Genomic DNA, 16,708 nt, shown 5'->3' with positions numbered 1-16,708 from the left:
AAACCGGCCGCTTAGTGTTGTTCTTTGAGGTAGCACACGACCGCCTGACGATCGTCGGCGGAGGCCAGGCCCATGTAGGGCATGTAGGTGCCGGGCACATAGGCCTGGGGTTGAGTGATCAGTTGCTCGATGTTCTCGGCTTGCCAGTCAATGTTTTTGGTGCGCATCGCCTGGGAATAGTTGAAGCCTTCCAGCGAACCGGACTTGCGCCCGACCACACCCGCCAGGTTCGGCCCCATCATCCCGGCCATGCCCTTGCTCACCGAATGGCAGACCCCGCATTCATTGGCGAACACTTCGGCGCCACGGCTCTGAACCGGTGCGCAATCGGCCGCCACGGCGGCTTGCGCCAAGGTGAAAGACAACAATCCTAAGAGGGGCAAACGCAGGGCGGTAAACATAGGAAACGACCTTGAAAATCCACGCGCTCGCAAACAAACGAACGCCAACACAGAAAGCGCCAGGGCAACGGTGCCCTGGCAGGTTGGCAAGGATTGTCGGTCGTCGGTGAAATGCAGGGTTTGCCCTGCGTGCCAGTTGTGTTGGCGGTTCTGCCAAATCACACATCCTCTGTAGGAGCGAGCACGCTCGCGATGATCGTTAACGAAAACACGGGGGTCCTGAATGCCCCGCGTAATCGTTGACGTCCATCGCGAGCATGCTCGCTCCTACAGAATGGTGGGCGCCATCACCCTGCCATGCAATCTGGCATGCACAACCAACTAATTGGCAACCACGCAAAAGGGCAGATGCAAACCGTTCCTTAGTATCTAAAAAGACCGCAAACCTGCGCCTAAGAACAAAAACGGATGTCATGCCATGCTCAAGTCCCCCTTGCTTCGACTTTCCACGCTCGCGCTGATGATCAGCGCCGGGCAGGCCGGAGCCTACGAACTCTACTCCGACAGCGACACTCATCTGAACGCCACGCTGGAAGCGGTTTTCGGCATTTTCCACAGCCAGGAAAACTACGCCCTGTCGGGTCGTCTCGACGAAGGTTCGTCGTCGTGGCGCGAGGGTTACATCAAGTACGGCCTGGCCTTCGACAAGGGCCTGGCCGGTGCCGGTACCACTTACGGCGCGGCGAATCTGCTCAGCTCCGGGACCAGGGGCGATGGCGATGCTGCGGGCTTCAGCGACGGCACGGAACGCACCACCAAATTTGAAGATGCGTACCTCGGCTGGCGCTCATCCGACCTATTCCCGGTGCTGGGCAAGGACGGCATCGACCTGTCCTTCGGCCGCCAGAACATTGTGGTCGGCGACGGTTTCCTGATTGATGGCGACGCGCTGAACATGGGCAAAGGCCTGGCCGACGGTGAGTTCAACCGTGGCGGCGCCTACTGGCTGGCTGCGCGCAAGGCCTTCGACGAGACCGCCGTGTTGCGCATCGGCGGCAAGGAAGGCTGGCGTGGCGACCTGATGTGGTTGAAATCCGACAACCGCGCCCAGGCCAAGACCGAAATGTACGTCGGCACCCTGGAGCACGTGTCCGAGGCCGGTACGGTCGGCCTGACCTATATCGACACCACCAACGTCGACGAGCAATTCGCCTCGCCGATTCAGCTTGAACGCGACGGCATGAAGACCTACAGCCTGCGCGCCACCGGCAACGCCGGGGTGAAAGATTTGTTCCTCTCCGGCGAATACGCCAAGCAGGACAAACCTCACACCTCCAACGAAGACGCCTGGTACCTGGAAGCTGGCTGGACCTTCTCCAACGTGGCCTGGTCGCCGTATGTCAGCTACCGCTACAGCCGTTTCTCTGAAAACTACGACACGCTGTTCTACGGTTTCAGCCGTGGCTTCGGCACTTGGTTCCAGGGTGAGGTGGCGGGCAACTATGCCGGTCCTTTCAACTCCAACTCGCGCATCCAGCAAGTCAAGTTCAGCGTCGCGCCGCTGGAGAACCTGAACGTGGGTTTGATGCACTTCAACTACGACACCATCGACCGCGATCTGGGCAATACCGATGGCCACGAAACGGACCTGTATGCCGAATGGCACGTTAACGACCACCTGACCATCATGCCGCTGATCGGCCTGTTCCAGCCGGACAAGAGCGCTGATCAGGGTGGTACCCAGTTGGGCAACAACGACAAGAACCTCTACAGCCAGGTGGTGTTCGCCACGACTTTCTAAGTCCCACGCAAACCCTGTAGGAGCGAGCCTGCTCGCGAAAAATGTCTGGGCAACGCGTTCATTCAGACAGCACGCGTCATCGTTGACGTCCATCGCGAGCAAGCTCGCTCCTACAGGGATCGGGTTCGCTTCCAGGAAAAAGGCATTTCCCATGCAGAAAAAATTTCTGACGATCCAGAGCAAGATCGCCCTGCTCGCCGGTCTCTGCCTGCTGTTGGTGGTAGGGCTGCTGATGAGTCTGTCGCTTTATCAGACGCATAAAAGCAGCCAGCAAGTGGCGCAGGCCAGCAGCGAAATGCTCGCCGATGCGGGCAAGGAACACATGCAGGCGTTGGGCAAAGTGCAGGCGATGCAGGTGCAACGCACCTTCATGCAGACCCACGAATTCGGCCAGGGGTTATCGCGATACTTACTCTATCTGCGACAACTCCAGCACCAGGGGACGCTGACCCGCCAACAACTGCGCCAGGAGCTCAGTACCCAGCTTCATCAGGCCCTGATCGACAAGCCCGACCTGCTCGGGCTTTACGTCATTTTTGAACCCGATGCGCTGGACGGTGCCGACGCAAGCTTCGCCGACAAGGCAGACCTTGGCAGCAACGAAACCGGACGCTTCTCGCTGTATTGGGTACAGAGCAAACCCGGTGAACTACAGGCGGTGATCGGCGACGAAGGCCTTCTCAAAAACACCGAGCCGGGACCGAGCGGCGCGCCGTACAACGCCTTCTACACCTGCGCCCGCGACACCCGTCAGGCCTGCGTGCTGGAGCCCTACTTCGACGAGGCGTCCGGCAGTCGCAAACTGGTCACCAGCGTCGCTTTCCCGCTGCTGGAAAACGGCAAAGTCATCGCCGTTGTCGGCCTCGACATCAACCTCGCCGCACTGCAAAAGAACAGTGAAGCCAGTGCGCTGCAACTGTTCGATGGCCATGGCCAGATCAGCATCGTCAGCCCCCGTGGCGTGATCTCCGCCAACAGTCAGGACGTCAGTCGGCTCGGCCAGCCGATGGACAGCGCCGAGGTGATGGACGCGCTGCGTCGGGGTTTGGGCCAAGGCCAATCGAAGGTGTTTGTCGATCCGCAGCAGATCAAAGTCCTCGAACCGCTGGCACCGATTGCCGGCGCCACGCCCTGGGGTGTGCTGGTGGGCGTGCCGCAGGAGGTGCTGCTGGCACCGGTCACCACGCTGCAAAAGGAACTCGACGCCCAAGGCGTGCAAAGCACCGCGCTGGAACTGCTGCTCGGTGGCGGCTCGGCCCTGCTCGGACTGCTGCTGATTTGGTACACCGCGCAGCGCATCACCCGGCCACTGCAAGTGCTGACGCGGGTCATGGAGGATATTTCCCTCGGCGAAGGTGACCTGACGCGGCGCCTACAAGTACAGTCGCGGGATGAAATCGGGCAGTTGGCGACGGCATTCAACCGGTTTGTCGAGCGCATCCATCAGTCGATACGCGAGGTGTCGTCGGCAGCTCTTGGCGTCAACCAAGGCGCACGCCGCGTATTGGACGCATCCAACTCATCGCTGAGCAATTTCGACGATCAATCCGCCCGCACCAACAGCGTGGCCGCCGCGATCAACCAGTTGGGCGCTGCTGCTCAGGAGATTGCTCATAACGCCAGCGATGCTTCCCATCAGGCCTCCGCCGCCCGGCAACAAGCCGAAGACGGTCGCCAGGTGGTGCAGCGCACGATTGAGGTGATGAACGAACTGTCCGGCAAGATCAGCGCATCGTGCGCCAACATCGAAGTACTCAACGACAAGACCGTGAACATCGGGCAGATCCTCGAAGTGATCAAGGGCATCTCCCAGCAGACCAACCTGCTAGCGCTCAACGCCGCCATCGAAGCAGCCAGGGCCGGTGAAGCCGGTCGTGGATTCGCGGTGGTGGCCGACGAGGTGCGCAGCCTGGCCGGGCGCACGCAGGCCTCGGCGCTGGAGATCCAGCAGATGATCGAGGAACTGCAAGTGGGCGCCCGCAATTCGGTCACCACCATGACCGAGAGCCAGCAACACAGCGAACAAAGCGTCAACATCGCCAACCTCGCCGGCACCCGCTTGGGCAGCGTGACCCAGCGCATCGGCGAGATCGACAACGTCAACCAGTCGGTTGCCGCCGCCACCGAAGAACAAACCGCCGTGGTCGAGGCCTTGAACGTCGACATCACGCAAATCAACACCCTCAACCAGCAAGGCGTGGAAAACCTGCAATCGACGTTGCGGGCGTGTACTGCGCTGGAGCAGCAAGCTGGGCGGTTGAATCAGTTGGTGGGGAGTTTTCGGCTCTGAGGGTGCTGGTGGCTGATGGACCGCCATCGCGAGCAGGCTAGCTCCTACAGTTAATCGACGTTGAGGCCGCTGTAGGAGCGAGGCTTGCCCGCGAAGAGGCCAGCACATCAAGCCTCTTTGGTGCCAGACATACCGCCTTCGCGGGCAAGCCTCGCTCCTACGGTGGATCGTTGTCGTACACAAACGCTGTGTTCGCTGTAGATCCTCCTTAGGCGCTTGCAGGCAACGGGGGTCAGCACAATTCAAGATCAATTTTTGAGGTTACGCGTCGGGTTGATCCATCCTGTAACCCGCGCCTGGCGCACCTTCATGTAGGGCCGCCTGAATTCGCGCATACAGCGCATTCGCCTCAGCAGTAGTAATCGAGCGCGAACAATCACGCAGTACAACGCGCAGAAGCACATTTTCCTGACCGGGCAAAAGCCCAAGGCGCTCAATTGCCTGCACGGGCAATTCTGAGCACTGCCAACGCCCCTTGATCTCCATCTCTTCAATCCAGTCAGAACAATCGCCAGCAGCTAACAACATCCTTTCGGTCAATACCTCTTCGCTTAAACCCGGCGCAATAGCCAAGGAAATATCACGAGCAATGGAAGGCAGCCGTGATACAGCAGTCCATGGGTTCAAATCATGCATCTGCGCCTGCACTCGTTCGTTCTGGTCTCGTAACAAGCGAATATCCGGGATTCCCTTGCGCAGCATGGTCAGGCGATCCAACCCCATTCCTAACGCCAGCCCTCCATGAAGCACGGGATCTATCTTCAACCGCTCCAACAAGGATCTCGCAATTCGCCCGCACTCCAGCACCTCAACTGCGGCGCCGTCATTCAACACATTAACTTCGATCCCGCCCTCCGTGTAGTGATGCGGGCTATCACTGTAGATCCAGGATTTATCAGGCACGGCTGATTTGAGGATATCGCCGACTAAACGCAACAAGTGATCATGCGTCGCCAACTCTGGATCACCTAGCACCCAGATATCCATTTGATGCGGTTCCGCACAATGCCAACGGTCCCGGCTATCGCGGCGAAAGGTAATACCGGGTGCGGCTAACAATATCGTCTCTCCCGCTTGTCGTACCTTAGCTGCACGTTGAAGCGCGGCTGGAATTTGACTGGTGGTTTGCGTTCGCAACAATGAAAACTCGTCGACCCAGCGCGTGTGTGCGCTCCCAAGCGTAACTTCTGATGGGTCATAACCGAGCAAACCGTAATTTTCTTCAGCGGATACAACTCGCGGCCCAGACTGAATTTGGGCATGCGGCCAACCTCTATCAGTCAATCCCTGAAGAACCTCCTTCAACAGTAACCGAACGGCGTGATCAGGAGCCGCGGCCTCAGTTAGATCAGCCAGTAACAGAGCTTGATCCAGTGCACTGTCTGTTATCTCTTTCGTTGAAGATGTGTCCATATTCTTCCTCACCTGAATCCAGAAAATACGATGTCGACACAGTACACAGCCGTTGGCATGTAAAGCCGTAGCGCTAGAAAAATCAGAACGAGCTGACAGCTCGCTCCTACGGGGTCAAGGGCTCAACTTGGCACCCACAACCAACCACATGGCATGCACACAAACATGCCCCGCCGCGCCCCGCGCGTAGTATCGAAGCGCAAAGCAACGCTGAACCCCCTCCATTTCTCACTAAAACAATAAATCGGCCTTCGGGCCGCGGGAGACTTCTGTGCTCAAGAAAAGTGCGCTGGGCTGGCCAAAGATTGCCGGCCTTGGAATTGCGTTGGTGGTGGCCGGGCAGTTTTCCGGCTGGAACTTTGGGCTGGCGGCCGGTGGCTGGTTGAACATGCTGATCGCCACTTTGTTGATGGCGCTGCTCTGCGGAGGCCTGGCGTTGTGTGTGGCGGAATTGTCCACGGCGCTACCCAGTGCTGGCGGTGTGTTTGTCTATGCACAGAGCGCGTTTGGGCCGTTCGTGGGTTATCTGGTGGGCGTCGCCTGTGCGCTGGCGTTGACCATCGGCACCGGCGCGGCGGCGACGTTCATTTGCGCCTACACCGAGTCGATCTTCGGCTTCGGTGGCTGGCCAGTGAAAATCGCGCTCTTCGTCATCATCGTCGGCATCCACCTGCGCGGCGTCGGTGAGGCCATGGGCCTGACGTTCATTGCCGGCGTGATCGCCGTCGTCGCACTGCTGACTTTCGGCGTGGCCATGGCGCCCCATGTCGAACTGGCCAACTTGCTGGCGTTGCCGGCCAATGTCGCCACCCCCGTCAGCCTCGGTGGCATCTTCGCCTGCGTGCCGTTCGCGATCTGGCTGTTCATCACCGTCGAGCAAACAGGCTCGGCGGCGGAAGAAGCCGAGAACCCGGGCCGCACCATGCCGCGCGGCATTTTGGCTGCAATTGGCACCTTGTTGGTCACCGCCTTAGTGGTACTGGTGTGTGCGCCGGGCGCCGGTGGTGTTGAACTGGTGGGCAGCGCAGGCGACCCGCTGTACGCCGCGATGTCCAGCAACAGCGCCTTCGGTGAAGGCTCGTGGCTGGCCAAGGTGATTGGCTGCGGTGGCGTGTTCGGTTTGATCGCCACCTTCTTCTCGCTGGTCTATGCGGCGTCCCGGCAACTGTTCGCCATGGCTCGCGACGGCCTGTTTCCGCAATGGCTGGGCAAGACCGGAAAACGCGGTACGCCGTACCCGGCACTGCTGCTGATCGGCGCCATCGGCCTGCCGTTGTCCGCTATTGACCCGGCCACGGTGATGCTCGCAGTCGTGCTGCTGCTCAACGTTTGCTACCTGTTCATTTTCGGTGCGTACCTGCGCATCAAAAGCAGCCAGCCCGACCTGCCACGTCCTTTCCGCCTGATCGGCGGAAAAGTGGTCGCCTGGCTGGGTCTGACCCTGACGCTGGTGGTGGTCGCCGCCTGCTTCCAGCTTGACCTGACGATGCTGATCGCCCTCGGCGTGACCTTCGCCCTGTGCATTTTCAACTTCCTCCTGCGCACTCGCCGCACCTCCATCATCGAGGCTCCAGACCATGCCTGACACTCTCCTGCAACGCCGCCACCGCGTACTCGGGAGCGCTTCACCGCTGTTCTACGACAAACCCTTGCACCTTGTGCGCGGCGAAGGCGTCTGGTTGTTCGACGTCGATGGTCGCCGCTATCTGGACGTGTACAACAACGTGCCTTGCGTCGGTCACTGCAACCCGCATGTGGTCGAGGCGATGCACCGCCAGGCGTCCACGCTGAACATCCACACCCGCTATCTCGATGAGCAAGTGGTGCGCTACGCCGAGCGCCTGACAGCGACCTTCGCCCAGCCGCTGGACACTGCAATGTTCACCTGCACCGGCACCGAAGCCAATGAACTGGCGCTGCGCCTGGCGCGTTTCGCCAGCGGTGGCACCGGGATCATCGTCAGTGACTACAACTACCACGGCAACTCGGCGTCGCTGGCCGAGGTGACCACCGCCCTGCCCTCGCCGGAACCTTTCGCCGCCCACGCCCGTGCCGTGCCGATTCCGTGCCTGTACCGGGCACCGGCGGGCACCAGCGAAGCGCAACTGGCGCAGGAGTACGCAGCCAATGTCGCCGCCGCAATCGCCTCGATGCAGGCCCAGGGGGTTCGTCCGGCGGCGCTGTTGATCGACACTTTGTTCGCCAATGAAGGCTTGCCGCGGGTGCCGGCCAGTTTCGTCGCCAAAGCCGCAGAGCTGATCCGCGCGGCTGGCGGTCTGTTCATCGCTGACGAAGTGCAGTCCGGTTTCGGCCGTACCGGCGAGCATCTGTGGGGGCATCAGGCCCATGGTGTGACGCCGGACATCGTCACCCTCGGCAAACCCATGGGTAACGGTTATCCGCTGGCCGGGTTGATCACCCACAAGGCGCTGGTCGAATCGTTCGGCCGCAACGCCATGTACTTCAACACCTTCGGCGGCTCGCCGGTGGCGGCAGCGGTGGGCATGGCGGTGCTGGACGAAATTGAAGAAAGGCAACTTCTGCGCAATGCGCAAGACGTCGGCGCCTACGTACAACAACGCCTTCAGGTGCTGGCGGAGAAGCATTCGATCATTGGCGATGTGCGCGGCAAAGGCTTGTTCTTTGCCATGGAACTGGTGCGCGACCACGCCAGCAAGGAACCGGCCGGGCTGGAGGCGCGCAAGGTGGTCAACGACATGCGCGACAACGGTGTGCTGATCAGCAAGATCGGCGCCGGCGATAACATTCTCAAACTGCGGCCGCCGCTGGTGTTCGGCCGTGAACACGCCGACCTGTTTGTCGACTCCCTGGACCAGGCACTGAGTGCAATTTGAGGATCTGCCATGACTGAATTTCACGCTTTGAGCCATGACCAGCAGATCGCTCGTTTGCACGATCTGGCACGCCACGCCCTGCAACACTGGGAAGGCGATTTCGCAGACATCGAACTGGTCAAATTCCGCGAGAACGCCGTGTTCTCCGCCCGCCGTCACGATGGCCAGCGCGTGGCCCTGCGCATCCATCGCAACGGCTATCACTGCGAAGCGGCGCTGCGCTCGGAACTGCAATGGATGGAGGCGCTGGAAAGCGCCGGGATTACCGTGCCGCAAATCATCCGCGCCCGGGACCTGCGGCATTTGATTGAGGTGCGCCACGCCGAGGTCGGCGAGCGCCATGTCGATATGCTCGCCTGGTTACCGGGCGCGACGGCGGGCACCTCCGAGGCCGGGGTGCAGGCCGATACCGAAATCGATTTTCTGTTCAACGAGGCCGGGGCGATTGCGGCGCGCATTCACCTGCATTCGGCACAGTGGCAACAGCCGGACGAATTCATCCGGCATGCCTGGGATGAGGAAGGCTTGATTGGAGCGAATCCATTCTGGGGACGTTTCTGGGAACTGGACCAACTCAGCGACAACCAGCGGGACCTGCTGCTACAGGCTCGACGCCAGGCGCGACGGGACTTGCGTCAATACGGCCGGCACCTGCACAACTTCGGCATGATCCACGCCGACCTGGTGCCGGAGAACCTGCTGATCGAAGGCCCTCAGCTGCGCCTGATCGACTTCGACGACGCCGGTTTTGGCTGGCACATGTTCGAGTTGGCCACTGCGCTGTACTTCTGCCTGGATGACCCGCGTTATGAGCAGATCAAGGCTGCACTGCTTGAGGGTTACCACGCAGTCAAGCCGCTGACCGAGGCGGATCGGCAGACGCTGGCGCTGTTTTTGATGCTGCGCGGTACCACGTACCTGGGCTGGATTCATACCCGCCAGGGCACGCAAACAGCGATTGAAATGGCACCGATGCTGATTGAGCGGGCTTGCAGGTTGGCTGGGGAATACCTACAGCAGTAAAGAGTTCCACCCTCAACCGCTGCCTCACCACTGATCGTTCCCATGCTCTGCGTGGGAATGCCTCAACGGACGCTCTGCGTTCGGCTCTTGATTTGGGACGCGGAGCGTCCCGGGTTGCATTCCCACGCGGAGCGTGGGAACGATCAGCTTGCGGGTTGGTTCGGAATTTCTCCAGCAGTAAAGAGCTCCACCCTCAACCGCTGCCTCACCACTGATCGTTCCCATGCTCTGCGTGGGAATGCCTCAACGGAAGCTCTGCGTTCGGCTTTTGATTTGGGACGCGGAGCGTCCCGGGCTGCATTCCCACGCGGAGCGTGGGAACGATCAGCTTGCGGGTTGGTTCGGAATTTCTCCAGCAATAAAGAGTTCCACCCTCAACCGCTGCCTCACCACTGATCGTTCCCATGCTCCGCGTGGGAATGCCTCAACGGACGCTCTGCGTTCGGCTTTTGATTTGGGACGCGGAGCGTCCCGGGCTGCATTCCCACGCAGAGCGTGGGAACGATCAGCTTGCGGGGTTGGTTCGGGAATTTCTCCAGTAGTAAAGAGTTCCACCCTCAACCGCAGCCTCACCACTGATCGTTCCCATGCTCCGCGTGGGAATGCCTCAACGGACGCTCTGCGTTCGGCTCTTGATTTGGGACGCGGAGCGTCCCGGGCTGCATTCCCACGCAGAGCGTGGGATCGATCAACAGGGGGTGGGTTCAGCAGACCGCGCTTGCATGCTCCAGCCGATGAAACAACCGATTGAAATACACCAGGCTATCGCGTGGCTCGCGCACCCCAACCTTCGTAAGTTCCACAAACATCACCGAATGCGAACCCACTTCCTTGCACTCGCTGATCCGCCCTTCCAGCTGCACCAGTGCATCGCGCAGCACCGGCACATCAGCAGCACCCTCGTCCCACAGGTCCCAGGCAAAGCGTTCGGCCATAGGCACTTTGGTCATGCCGGCGAAGTGACGGGCCAGTTCTTCCTGCTCGCCGCACAGCACGTTGACGCACAGCCGGCCGTTGGTGCGGAACACGTCGTGGGTGGCGCTGTTGCGGTTGACGCACACCAGCACGGTGGGCGGCGAGTCAGTTACCGAGCACACGGCGCTGGCGGTGATGCCGCAACGACCGCCAGGGCCGTTGGTGGTGATGATGTTCACCGCGGCCGGCAGTTGCGCCATGGCGTTGCGAAAGTCGATTTGCTGCTGGCTCAGGTCGGCCATGTCGATGCCCCTTCCTTCAGGAGGACCGCTTTGATGCGGCCCGTAGGTGATGGAACAAGACTAAGGCCCCACGCTGCGCGCAACCATTCTGACGATCCCCACGCCGAGGTAGGCTTTCCGCTAGTCGACTAGGTGGTTTCTTTATCGCAAGGGCCCGCCGCAGTGGGTATTCTGCTAGTCAGCCGCGCGTGCTCGCGCGCGAAAACAACAATTAGAAATTTTCGTGGCAGCCCCTGATGCAAACCCGCAAACCGATTGTTTACATCGTTGACGACGACAAAGACCTGCGCACTTCGCTGGCCTGGTTGCTGGAGTCGGTCAGCGTGCAGGCGCAGTGCTTTGCCGGCGCCGAAGAGTTCCTCAGTCAATACGATCCCAAGCAACCGGCCTGCCTGGTGCTGGACGTGCGCATGCCGGAAACCAGCGGTTTCCAGTTGCAGGAAATCCTCAACCAGCGCGGCAGCACCTTGCCGACCATTTTTGTCTCGGCCCATGGCGATATTCCGATGTCGGTGACGGCGATGAAGAACGGCGCGCTGGACTTCGTCGAGAAGCCCTACAACCCGCAGCAGATGATCGACCGCATCCAGGCAGCGCTTAAGACCGCGGTGCACGCCCAGGCCGATCAGGAGCAGCGCCAGAACCTGCAAGGCAAACTGGCCCTGCTGACCAGCCGCGAGCGCGAGGTGTTGATGCTGGTGATCGATGGCAAGGCCAGCAAGGTGATCGCCCGGGAGCTGAATATCAGCGTGAAAACCGTTGATGTGCACCGCACCAAGATCAAGGAAAAGATGGGCGTGACCAGCATCGCGATGCTGGTGCGCGAGGTCTTGCATTTGCCGGCTGAAGAGCCGGTGCGGCATTGAGAGGGCTGCTAGAGGTCTAGCTCTTCAGGGATCTTGAGGCGCCTTCGCGGGCAAGCCTCGCTCCTACAGGGATCAGTGCCATACACAAATGTTGTGTTCACTGAAGATCCCTGTAGGAGCGAGGCTTGCCCGCGAAGAGGCCAGCACTTTCAATATCAATTCTGGCTATAACGCTTGCGATACGCACCCGGCGACACACCAAAGCGCGATTTGAACGCCGAGGAGAAGTAGCTGGAATCGGAGAAGCCCCAGGCGTAACACAGCGCCGACAGCTTCTGCTCGACATCCGAGCGGCGCAGGTTTTGCGCGCAGAAGTCCAGGCGACGGTGCTTGATGTACTGCGCCACCACCAGCCCACGCTTGGAAAACATCCGGTACAACCCACGCACCGAAACCCCTACCTCGCGAGCAATCAGCTCGGGGCAGAGTTCTTCTTCGCTGATGCGTTCGTCGATGAACGCGATGATCTTGCGAAACTGCCGTTCGTGGGCATCGCCACCGTTGTCGCGGGCGCTGACACCCGGCAACAGCAGGCTGACCAATGCGTCGAGCACGGCTTCGCTTTCCTGCATCTCCAGCCCTTCTTGCTGACGGGTTTCCAGCACCAGCCTGTTGGCCATCGCCGCCAGCGGGCTATTGGCGCCGATGCGCGTGGCGCAATTGACCGCCGTGAAGTGCGAGCCACGCTCGACCACCTGACGTGGCAGGATCAGCGACAACTGTCGGGAATCGTCGTTGTAGGTCATGTCGCTCGGGCGGCTGGCGTCTATCAGGGCGATGTCGCCACAGCCCAGTAGCGCACGGTTGTCGCCCTGCTCCAGCTGCGAACTGCCGCGCATCTGGAACACCGCGTAGAAATGGCCGTCGCTGCTGACGCTGACATCCTTGCTGCTGCGGTACAGGTGCACGTGTGCCATGTCGACCACACTGAGCTTGATCGCGCCGCTGCGAAACTCCGCCAGTTCGCCATAGAAATCGGTATCCAGCGCGCGTGCGTCGAATCGCCCGCAAGCCTGGTTAACCTGGCTCAGCCAACTTTCGAAGGCCTCATTGCGCACCGCCGATGCTGTAATCATGTCCGCATAGCCTCACGTGTTTTTGTTGTTATTTTTCGGCCGCTTCGTCGAGCGGCTCGCTAAAAATGATTCGTACTCCAGCCGTCTCCTCCCTGACGGCCGCCGGGCGCCCATTCAACAGGCTCCGGCGTCGGCTTTCCAGCGTTGAAAGCGCTTAAATGTCCAATACCAGACGAGCGGAAAGCGCCCGTGAAACGCAGGCGCAAATCTGCTTGTTGGAAGCCTTTTCCTTGTTCGACAAACAGTTGTCGCGGTGCTCCGGCACGCCGTCCAATACCTCGACTATGCAGGTGCCGCAGATGCCTTCGCGGCACTCGGTGTCGATGTCGCAACCGTGGGCCTGCAACACATCCACCAGGCTGGTGTTGGCCGGCACGTGTAGCACTACGCCGGAGCTGGCCAGCTCCACTTCGAAACCACCGCTCGGGGCACTATTGGCCGCGGGATCGGCCGCGAAGTGCTCCAGGTGAATGGCGTCGGCCGAACGGCTGCGCGCCGCTACCTCCACCACTTTGTTCATAAACGGCGCCGGGCCGCAGGTGTAGACATGGGCTGCGCTGCCGGCACAGTTCAGGCATTCGCTCAGTGCGGCGTCCAGGTCGCCCGGTTCGACACCGTAGTGGAACTGCACATGGTCGGCAAAATTCGCCGCCAGCAGTTCGGTGAACGCGGCGTACTCTGCCGAGCGGGCGAAGTAATGCAGGCGATACGGCTGGCCGTTTTCCGCCAGTCGATAGGCCATGCTCAGCAGCGGCGTCACACCGATGCCCGCGGCGAATAGCACGTGTTCGGTGGCCGTTTCATCAAGGCGGAAGAGATTGCGCGGCGCGCCCATCTCCAGCTCCATGCCCTCTTCTACCTGCTCGTGCAGGGCCAGCGAGCCACCGCGCGACAGAGCTTCTTTCTTCACCGCTACCAGATAGGCGCGACGATCCTGGGGCGGGCTGCACAGGGAGTATTGGCGGGTCACGCCGGTCGGGCCGGTGAGGTCGACATGGGCACCCGGTTCATAGGTGTCGAGCGGCTGGCCGTCACTGCGCACGAGGCGAAAGGAACGGATATCCAGCGCTTCGTCGACGATCCTTTCGATCTTCACCTTCATCATTGCATCACCTGAATACTTGTTTTTGTTTAACGGTAAAGGCTCGGCTGCCCCCCTGTAGGAGCGAGCATGCTCGCGATGAACCTGAGGTCGCCACGGGGTGCCAGGTTTCCAGCGTCATCGTTGACGACCATCGCGAGCATGCTCGCTCCTACAAGGGGCGTGTCCTGCCATGTTCAGCGCATGAACAAGCCGCCGTTGATGTCCCAGCACGCACCGGTTACGGAGGTGGCGTGTTCGGCGATCAACAACAGGACGCTGTCAGCGATGTACGATGGGTCACCGAGAGTACCGGCCGGGATCATTTTCATAATCTGCTCCAGACGCTCCGCAGGCACGGTTTCGCGCACCACCGGTAGGTCCAGCGGACCTGGCGAAATGCTGTTGACCGTCACGCCCTGAGGCGCCAGCTCACGGGCGAAGACCTTGGTCAGTGTCGCCACGCCGCCCTTCGCTGCCGCGTAATGCGCACCGGTGGCGGTGCCGCCGTTCTGCCCGGCAAGCGAAGCGATATTGACGATGCGCCCGAAGCCACGCTCGGCAAAGTGCGCGCCGAACACCTGGCAGGCGACAAAGGTGCCGCGCAGGTTGATCGCCATCGACTCGTCGAACTCTTCGGGCGTGATGTCCATCAGCGCCGCGACTTTCGATACTCCGGCGTTGTTCACCAGAATGTCGCTGCCGCCCCAACGCTCGGTGAGCAAGTCACGGGCCCGCTGAAAATCCGCCTTGCTGCGCACATCCAGCTCGATGGCCATGGCGCTGGCGCCGCTGCTATCGAGTTCCAGCGCCAGGCGTTGCACGCCTTCTATCTGCACATCGGCCAGGCCGACGCGATAACCCGCTGCGTGCAGACGGCGAGCGATGCACTCGCCCAACCCGCGCGAGGCGCCTGTTACCAAGGCTACTCGACTCATGATGTTGCCTCACAGCAGGAAGCCGAGCGCGCTCAGGCTGTCGGTGGAGTTGATCAAGCGCACGACTTTGCGCTCCAGGGTCGGCACGCCGTCGGTGAAACGAATGCGGTGATTGAGGTCGGCCACGAACGGCGTGTGCACGCCGCGTTTGTAGGCGTAAAGCAACTGCGCCGAGTTGACTTCGACGATGTCACCGGCGGCTTCCACCAGACGGAAGCGCGAGACCGTGCGAATGGTTTTCGCCGCATCCACCGCCGACGGCGAGTAACCGGCGGTGAGGCGTTCGATGCGCAGGTCACGCATGCGTGCATCGTCGTATGCGTAGTTGAGGCTGGCCTCGAAGTCTTCGGTGTCCGGGTCGATCGGCACGATGTACTTGCCGCTTTCGCTCCACAAGGTCGCCCACTCGGCGTAGTGCTTGTGGTCGAGCAGTTCGGCTTCGCGCCAGATGAATTCGATGGCCTGGGCCAAGGTGCCTGCAAAACTGTTCAGGGTGTCGTGATTGTTCATTGGCTCATCATCCTTTTCCACATGTCGTAGGCACCGCGCATGCCGCCTTCGTCGGTGGCGTGGCTGACTTTGTCGCCGTTTTCAGCGGTGATTTCGCGGTTCAGGCCGCGGTTGACCAGGATCGGCGCGTCGACGCCGGCATACGAACCGCGCTGCACGCGGTCCCAGGCTTCAGCGTCATCAGGGCTGCCGAAACCGAACGGGCCCTGGAAGTGTTCGTGAATGCGCATACGCTCGCGGTTGGCGATTTCCGGGCCGCCGTCCATGCCCAGGGCAACGTGACGGATTTCCGTTTCAGTGACCGACACCGGGCGCAATACGCGGAAGAACGACATCGACATCGCCACATTGGGGAACAGGTTCAGGTTGAACCCGGCGCCGTGCAGCGAACGCACGATGCGCCGTACCTGTGCAGGCTCCATGGTTTTCGACAGTTCTTCGGTGACGTGGGCGAAGCGCTCTTGCAGTTGCTCGGTGCCGTCGTCGTGATCAAGGTCGACGTGTTCCGGGACCATCACCATCACGCTGTGACCGTTGCCCAGCGAGTGGGTCACGGCTTGCTCGTCGGTCATGAACGAGAGCATCTGCGAAGTCTCTTCATCCACCGAGGACATGAACGACTTGTGCACGATCGGGAAGTGGTAACCGTCGGTGGTGTTTTCCAGCTGGATCTTCCAGTTGCCCTTGAAGCTGAACTTGTGTTCGCCCTGGGTCTTGATCGGGAAGCCGGCGCCCTGCTTCATGAACAGGTCCATCCAGTGTCTGGCGCCGCCGAGGAAATCTTCCAGCGGTTCGATGTCGTCGTTGTAGCTGGCGAAGACCATGCCGGCGTAGCTCTCGACGCGCAGGCTGGTCAGTGGCAGCTCGGATTTTTCCAGAATGCCTTCGTAGCCGTCCGGGTATGGCAGCGCCCGCAGCTTACCGTCCAGGCCATAGGACCAGCTGTGGTACGGGCAGGTGAAACCGGTGGCGTTGCCCTTGTGCTTCTCGCACACCGTGGCGCCACGGTGGCGGCAACGGTTTTCCAGGACGTTGATGTTGTTTTTCTTGTCGCGCACCACGATCACCGGGCGGCGGCCGATGGTGGCGGTCTTGAAGTCGCCGCTGTTGCGCACTTCGCTTTCGTGAGCCACCCACACCCAGGTGCGATAGAAAATCTTTTCAAGCTCGGCTTCGAACAGCGCCGGGTCGTTGTACAGCGAGACGTCGACGCGGTCGTGCTGGACCAGTTCGTCCGGGCTTTTCGACGATGCGATCAGCCGGTATTCATGAGTGCTCATGCGGTTCTCCTCATGGC

General features: G+C 60.8%; 14 protein-coding genes and 1 pseudogene. 7 read left to right on the top strand and 8 right to left on the bottom strand.

Annotated features, from left to right (window positions below; translation table 11 throughout):
• Nucleotides 1–11: 11 nt before the first annotated feature.
• A complete protein-coding gene (locus CES87_RS26590; protein ID WP_128608449.1) occupies nucleotides 12–401 on the bottom strand; it encodes a cytochrome c family protein in 390 nt (129 codons plus the stop codon).
• Between the two features lie 418 nt (nucleotides 402–819).
• Here CES87_RS26590 and CES87_RS26585 point away from each other — a divergent pair, with 418 nt between their 5' ends.
• The 3 genes and pseudogenes from CES87_RS26585 (at nucleotide 820) to CES87_RS34585 (ending at nucleotide 4,432) form a co-directional block, all read left to right on the top strand.
• Nucleotides 820–2,142 carry a hypothetical protein gene (locus CES87_RS26585; RefSeq protein WP_128608448.1) on the top strand — a complete coding sequence of 441 codons (1,323 nt, stop codon included), beginning with the start codon at nucleotides 820–822 and terminating at the stop codon, nucleotides 2,140–2,142.
• A gap of 151 nt (nucleotides 2,143–2,293) precedes the next feature.
• Nucleotides 2,294–3,577: pseudogene (locus CES87_RS34590) on the top strand (HAMP domain-containing protein); the annotation flags it as partial.
• 24 nt (nucleotides 3,578–3,601) lie between these two features.
• On the top strand, nucleotides 3,602–4,432 hold the full coding sequence (locus tag CES87_RS34585; protein ID WP_371858268.1) for a methyl-accepting chemotaxis protein: 831 nt from the start codon (nucleotides 3,602–3,604) through the stop codon (nucleotides 4,430–4,432).
• 261 nt (nucleotides 4,433–4,693) lie between these two features.
• Here CES87_RS34585 and CES87_RS26575 read toward each other — a convergent pair whose 3' ends face one another.
• Entirely contained in the window at nucleotides 4,694–5,845 is a 1,152-nt protein-coding gene (locus tag CES87_RS26575; protein WP_128608446.1) for a hypothetical protein, read from the bottom strand.
• Between the two features lie 271 nt (nucleotides 5,846–6,116).
• Between CES87_RS26575 and CES87_RS26570 the strand changes: the two genes are divergently transcribed.
• From CES87_RS26570 to CES87_RS26560, 3 genes are read left to right on the top strand one after another with little or no spacing between them, the layout of a single operon-like run.
• Nucleotides 6,117–7,430, top strand: a complete 1,314-nt coding sequence (locus tag CES87_RS26570; RefSeq protein WP_128608445.1) for an amino acid permease — start codon at nucleotides 6,117–6,119, stop codon at nucleotides 7,428–7,430.
• Complete coding sequence (locus tag CES87_RS26565; RefSeq protein ID WP_128608444.1) at nucleotides 7,423–8,700, top strand: aspartate aminotransferase family protein; 1,278 nt, start codon at nucleotides 7,423–7,425, stop codon at nucleotides 8,698–8,700. Before CES87_RS26570 ends, CES87_RS26565 begins: the two co-directional genes overlap by 8 nt.
• A gap of 9 nt (nucleotides 8,701–8,709) precedes the next feature.
• Nucleotides 8,710–9,723: a phosphotransferase enzyme family protein gene (locus tag CES87_RS26560; RefSeq protein ID WP_128608443.1), complete on the top strand. Its 1,014-nt coding sequence runs from the start codon at nucleotides 8,710–8,712 to the stop codon at nucleotides 9,721–9,723.
• Nucleotides 9,724–10,427: 704 nt separating this feature from the next.
• On the opposite strand, the gene hpaC is transcribed toward CES87_RS26560, so the two are convergent.
• Complete coding sequence (hpaC, locus tag CES87_RS26550) at nucleotides 10,428–10,940, bottom strand: 4-hydroxyphenylacetate 3-monooxygenase, reductase component (RefSeq protein ID WP_128608442.1); 513 nt, start codon at nucleotides 10,938–10,940, stop codon at nucleotides 10,428–10,430.
• A gap of 236 nt (nucleotides 10,941–11,176) precedes the next feature.
• On the opposite strand from hpaC, the gene CES87_RS26545 reads away from it, so the two are divergent.
• Nucleotides 11,177–11,806 (top strand): response regulator transcription factor, encoded by a 630-nt coding sequence (locus CES87_RS26545; protein WP_128608441.1) that lies wholly within the window; start codon nucleotides 11,177–11,179, stop codon nucleotides 11,804–11,806.
• A gap of 155 nt (nucleotides 11,807–11,961) precedes the next feature.
• Here CES87_RS26545 and feaR read toward each other — a convergent pair whose 3' ends face one another.
• From feaR to CES87_RS26520, 5 genes are all read right to left on the bottom strand, one after another.
• Nucleotides 11,962–12,882: a transcriptional regulator FeaR gene (gene feaR, locus CES87_RS26540; RefSeq protein ID WP_128608440.1), complete on the bottom strand. Its 921-nt coding sequence runs from the start codon at nucleotides 12,880–12,882 to the stop codon at nucleotides 11,962–11,964.
• Nucleotides 12,883–13,036: 154 nt separating this feature from the next.
• Nucleotides 13,037–13,987: a PDR/VanB family oxidoreductase gene (locus tag CES87_RS26535; RefSeq protein ID WP_128608439.1), complete on the bottom strand. Its 951-nt coding sequence runs from the start codon at nucleotides 13,985–13,987 to the stop codon at nucleotides 13,037–13,039.
• Nucleotides 13,988–14,160: 173 nt separating this feature from the next.
• Nucleotides 14,161–14,901: an SDR family NAD(P)-dependent oxidoreductase gene (locus CES87_RS26530; RefSeq protein WP_128608438.1), complete on the bottom strand. Its 741-nt coding sequence runs from the start codon at nucleotides 14,899–14,901 to the stop codon at nucleotides 14,161–14,163.
• 9 nt (nucleotides 14,902–14,910) lie between these two features.
• On the bottom strand, nucleotides 14,911–15,411 hold the full coding sequence (locus CES87_RS26525; protein ID WP_128608437.1) for an aromatic-ring-hydroxylating dioxygenase subunit beta: 501 nt from the start codon (nucleotides 15,409–15,411) through the stop codon (nucleotides 14,911–14,913).
• A complete protein-coding gene (locus CES87_RS26520; RefSeq protein ID WP_128608436.1) occupies nucleotides 15,408–16,691 on the bottom strand; it encodes a Rieske 2Fe-2S domain-containing protein in 1,284 nt (427 codons plus the stop codon). The genes CES87_RS26525 and CES87_RS26520 overlap by 4 nt, the downstream gene beginning before the upstream one ends.
• Nucleotides 16,692–16,708: the final 17 nt, after the last annotated feature.

Origin of the sequence: Pseudomonas sp. ERMR1:02 (genome assembly GCF_002277815.1) — a bacterium.
Lineage (GTDB): Bacteria > Pseudomonadota > Gammaproteobacteria > Pseudomonadales > Pseudomonadaceae > Aquipseudomonas.
Note: the sequence above shows the minus strand (reverse complement) of the source record. Positions and strands in the feature narration are given on the sequence as shown.

Excerpts from the sequence above, each read along its gene's own strand:
- CES87_RS26590 (WP_128608449.1), bottom strand. The coding sequence starts at position 401 with ATGTTTACCGCCCTGCGTTTGCCCCTCTTAGGATTGTTGTCTTTCACC.
- CES87_RS26585 (WP_128608448.1), top strand. The coding sequence starts at position 820 with ATGCTCAAGTCCCCCTTGCTTCGACTTTCCACGCTCGCGCTGATGATC.
- CES87_RS26575 (WP_128608446.1), bottom strand. The coding sequence starts at position 5,845 with ATGGACACATCTTCAACGAAAGAGATAACAGACAGTGCACTGGATCAA.
- CES87_RS26565 (WP_128608444.1), top strand. The coding sequence starts at position 7,423 with ATGCCTGACACTCTCCTGCAACGCCGCCACCGCGTACTCGGGAGCGCT.
- CES87_RS26560 (WP_128608443.1), top strand. The coding sequence starts at position 8,710 with ATGACTGAATTTCACGCTTTGAGCCATGACCAGCAGATCGCTCGTTTG.
- hpaC (WP_128608442.1), bottom strand. The coding sequence starts at position 10,940 with ATGGCCGACCTGAGCCAGCAGCAAATCGACTTTCGCAACGCCATGGCG.
- CES87_RS26545 (WP_128608441.1), top strand. The coding sequence starts at position 11,177 with ATGCAAACCCGCAAACCGATTGTTTACATCGTTGACGACGACAAAGAC.
- feaR (WP_128608440.1), bottom strand. The coding sequence starts at position 12,882 with ATGATTACAGCATCGGCGGTGCGCAATGAGGCCTTCGAAAGTTGGCTG.
- CES87_RS26535 (WP_128608439.1), bottom strand. The coding sequence starts at position 13,987 with ATGATGAAGGTGAAGATCGAAAGGATCGTCGACGAAGCGCTGGATATC.
- CES87_RS26530 (WP_128608438.1), bottom strand. The coding sequence starts at position 14,901 with ATGAGTCGAGTAGCCTTGGTAACAGGCGCCTCGCGCGGGTTGGGCGAG.
- CES87_RS26525 (WP_128608437.1), bottom strand. The coding sequence starts at position 15,411 with ATGAACAATCACGACACCCTGAACAGTTTTGCAGGCACCTTGGCCCAG.
- CES87_RS26520 (WP_128608436.1), bottom strand. The coding sequence starts at position 16,691 with ATGAGCACTCATGAATACCGGCTGATCGCATCGTCGAAAAGCCCGGAC.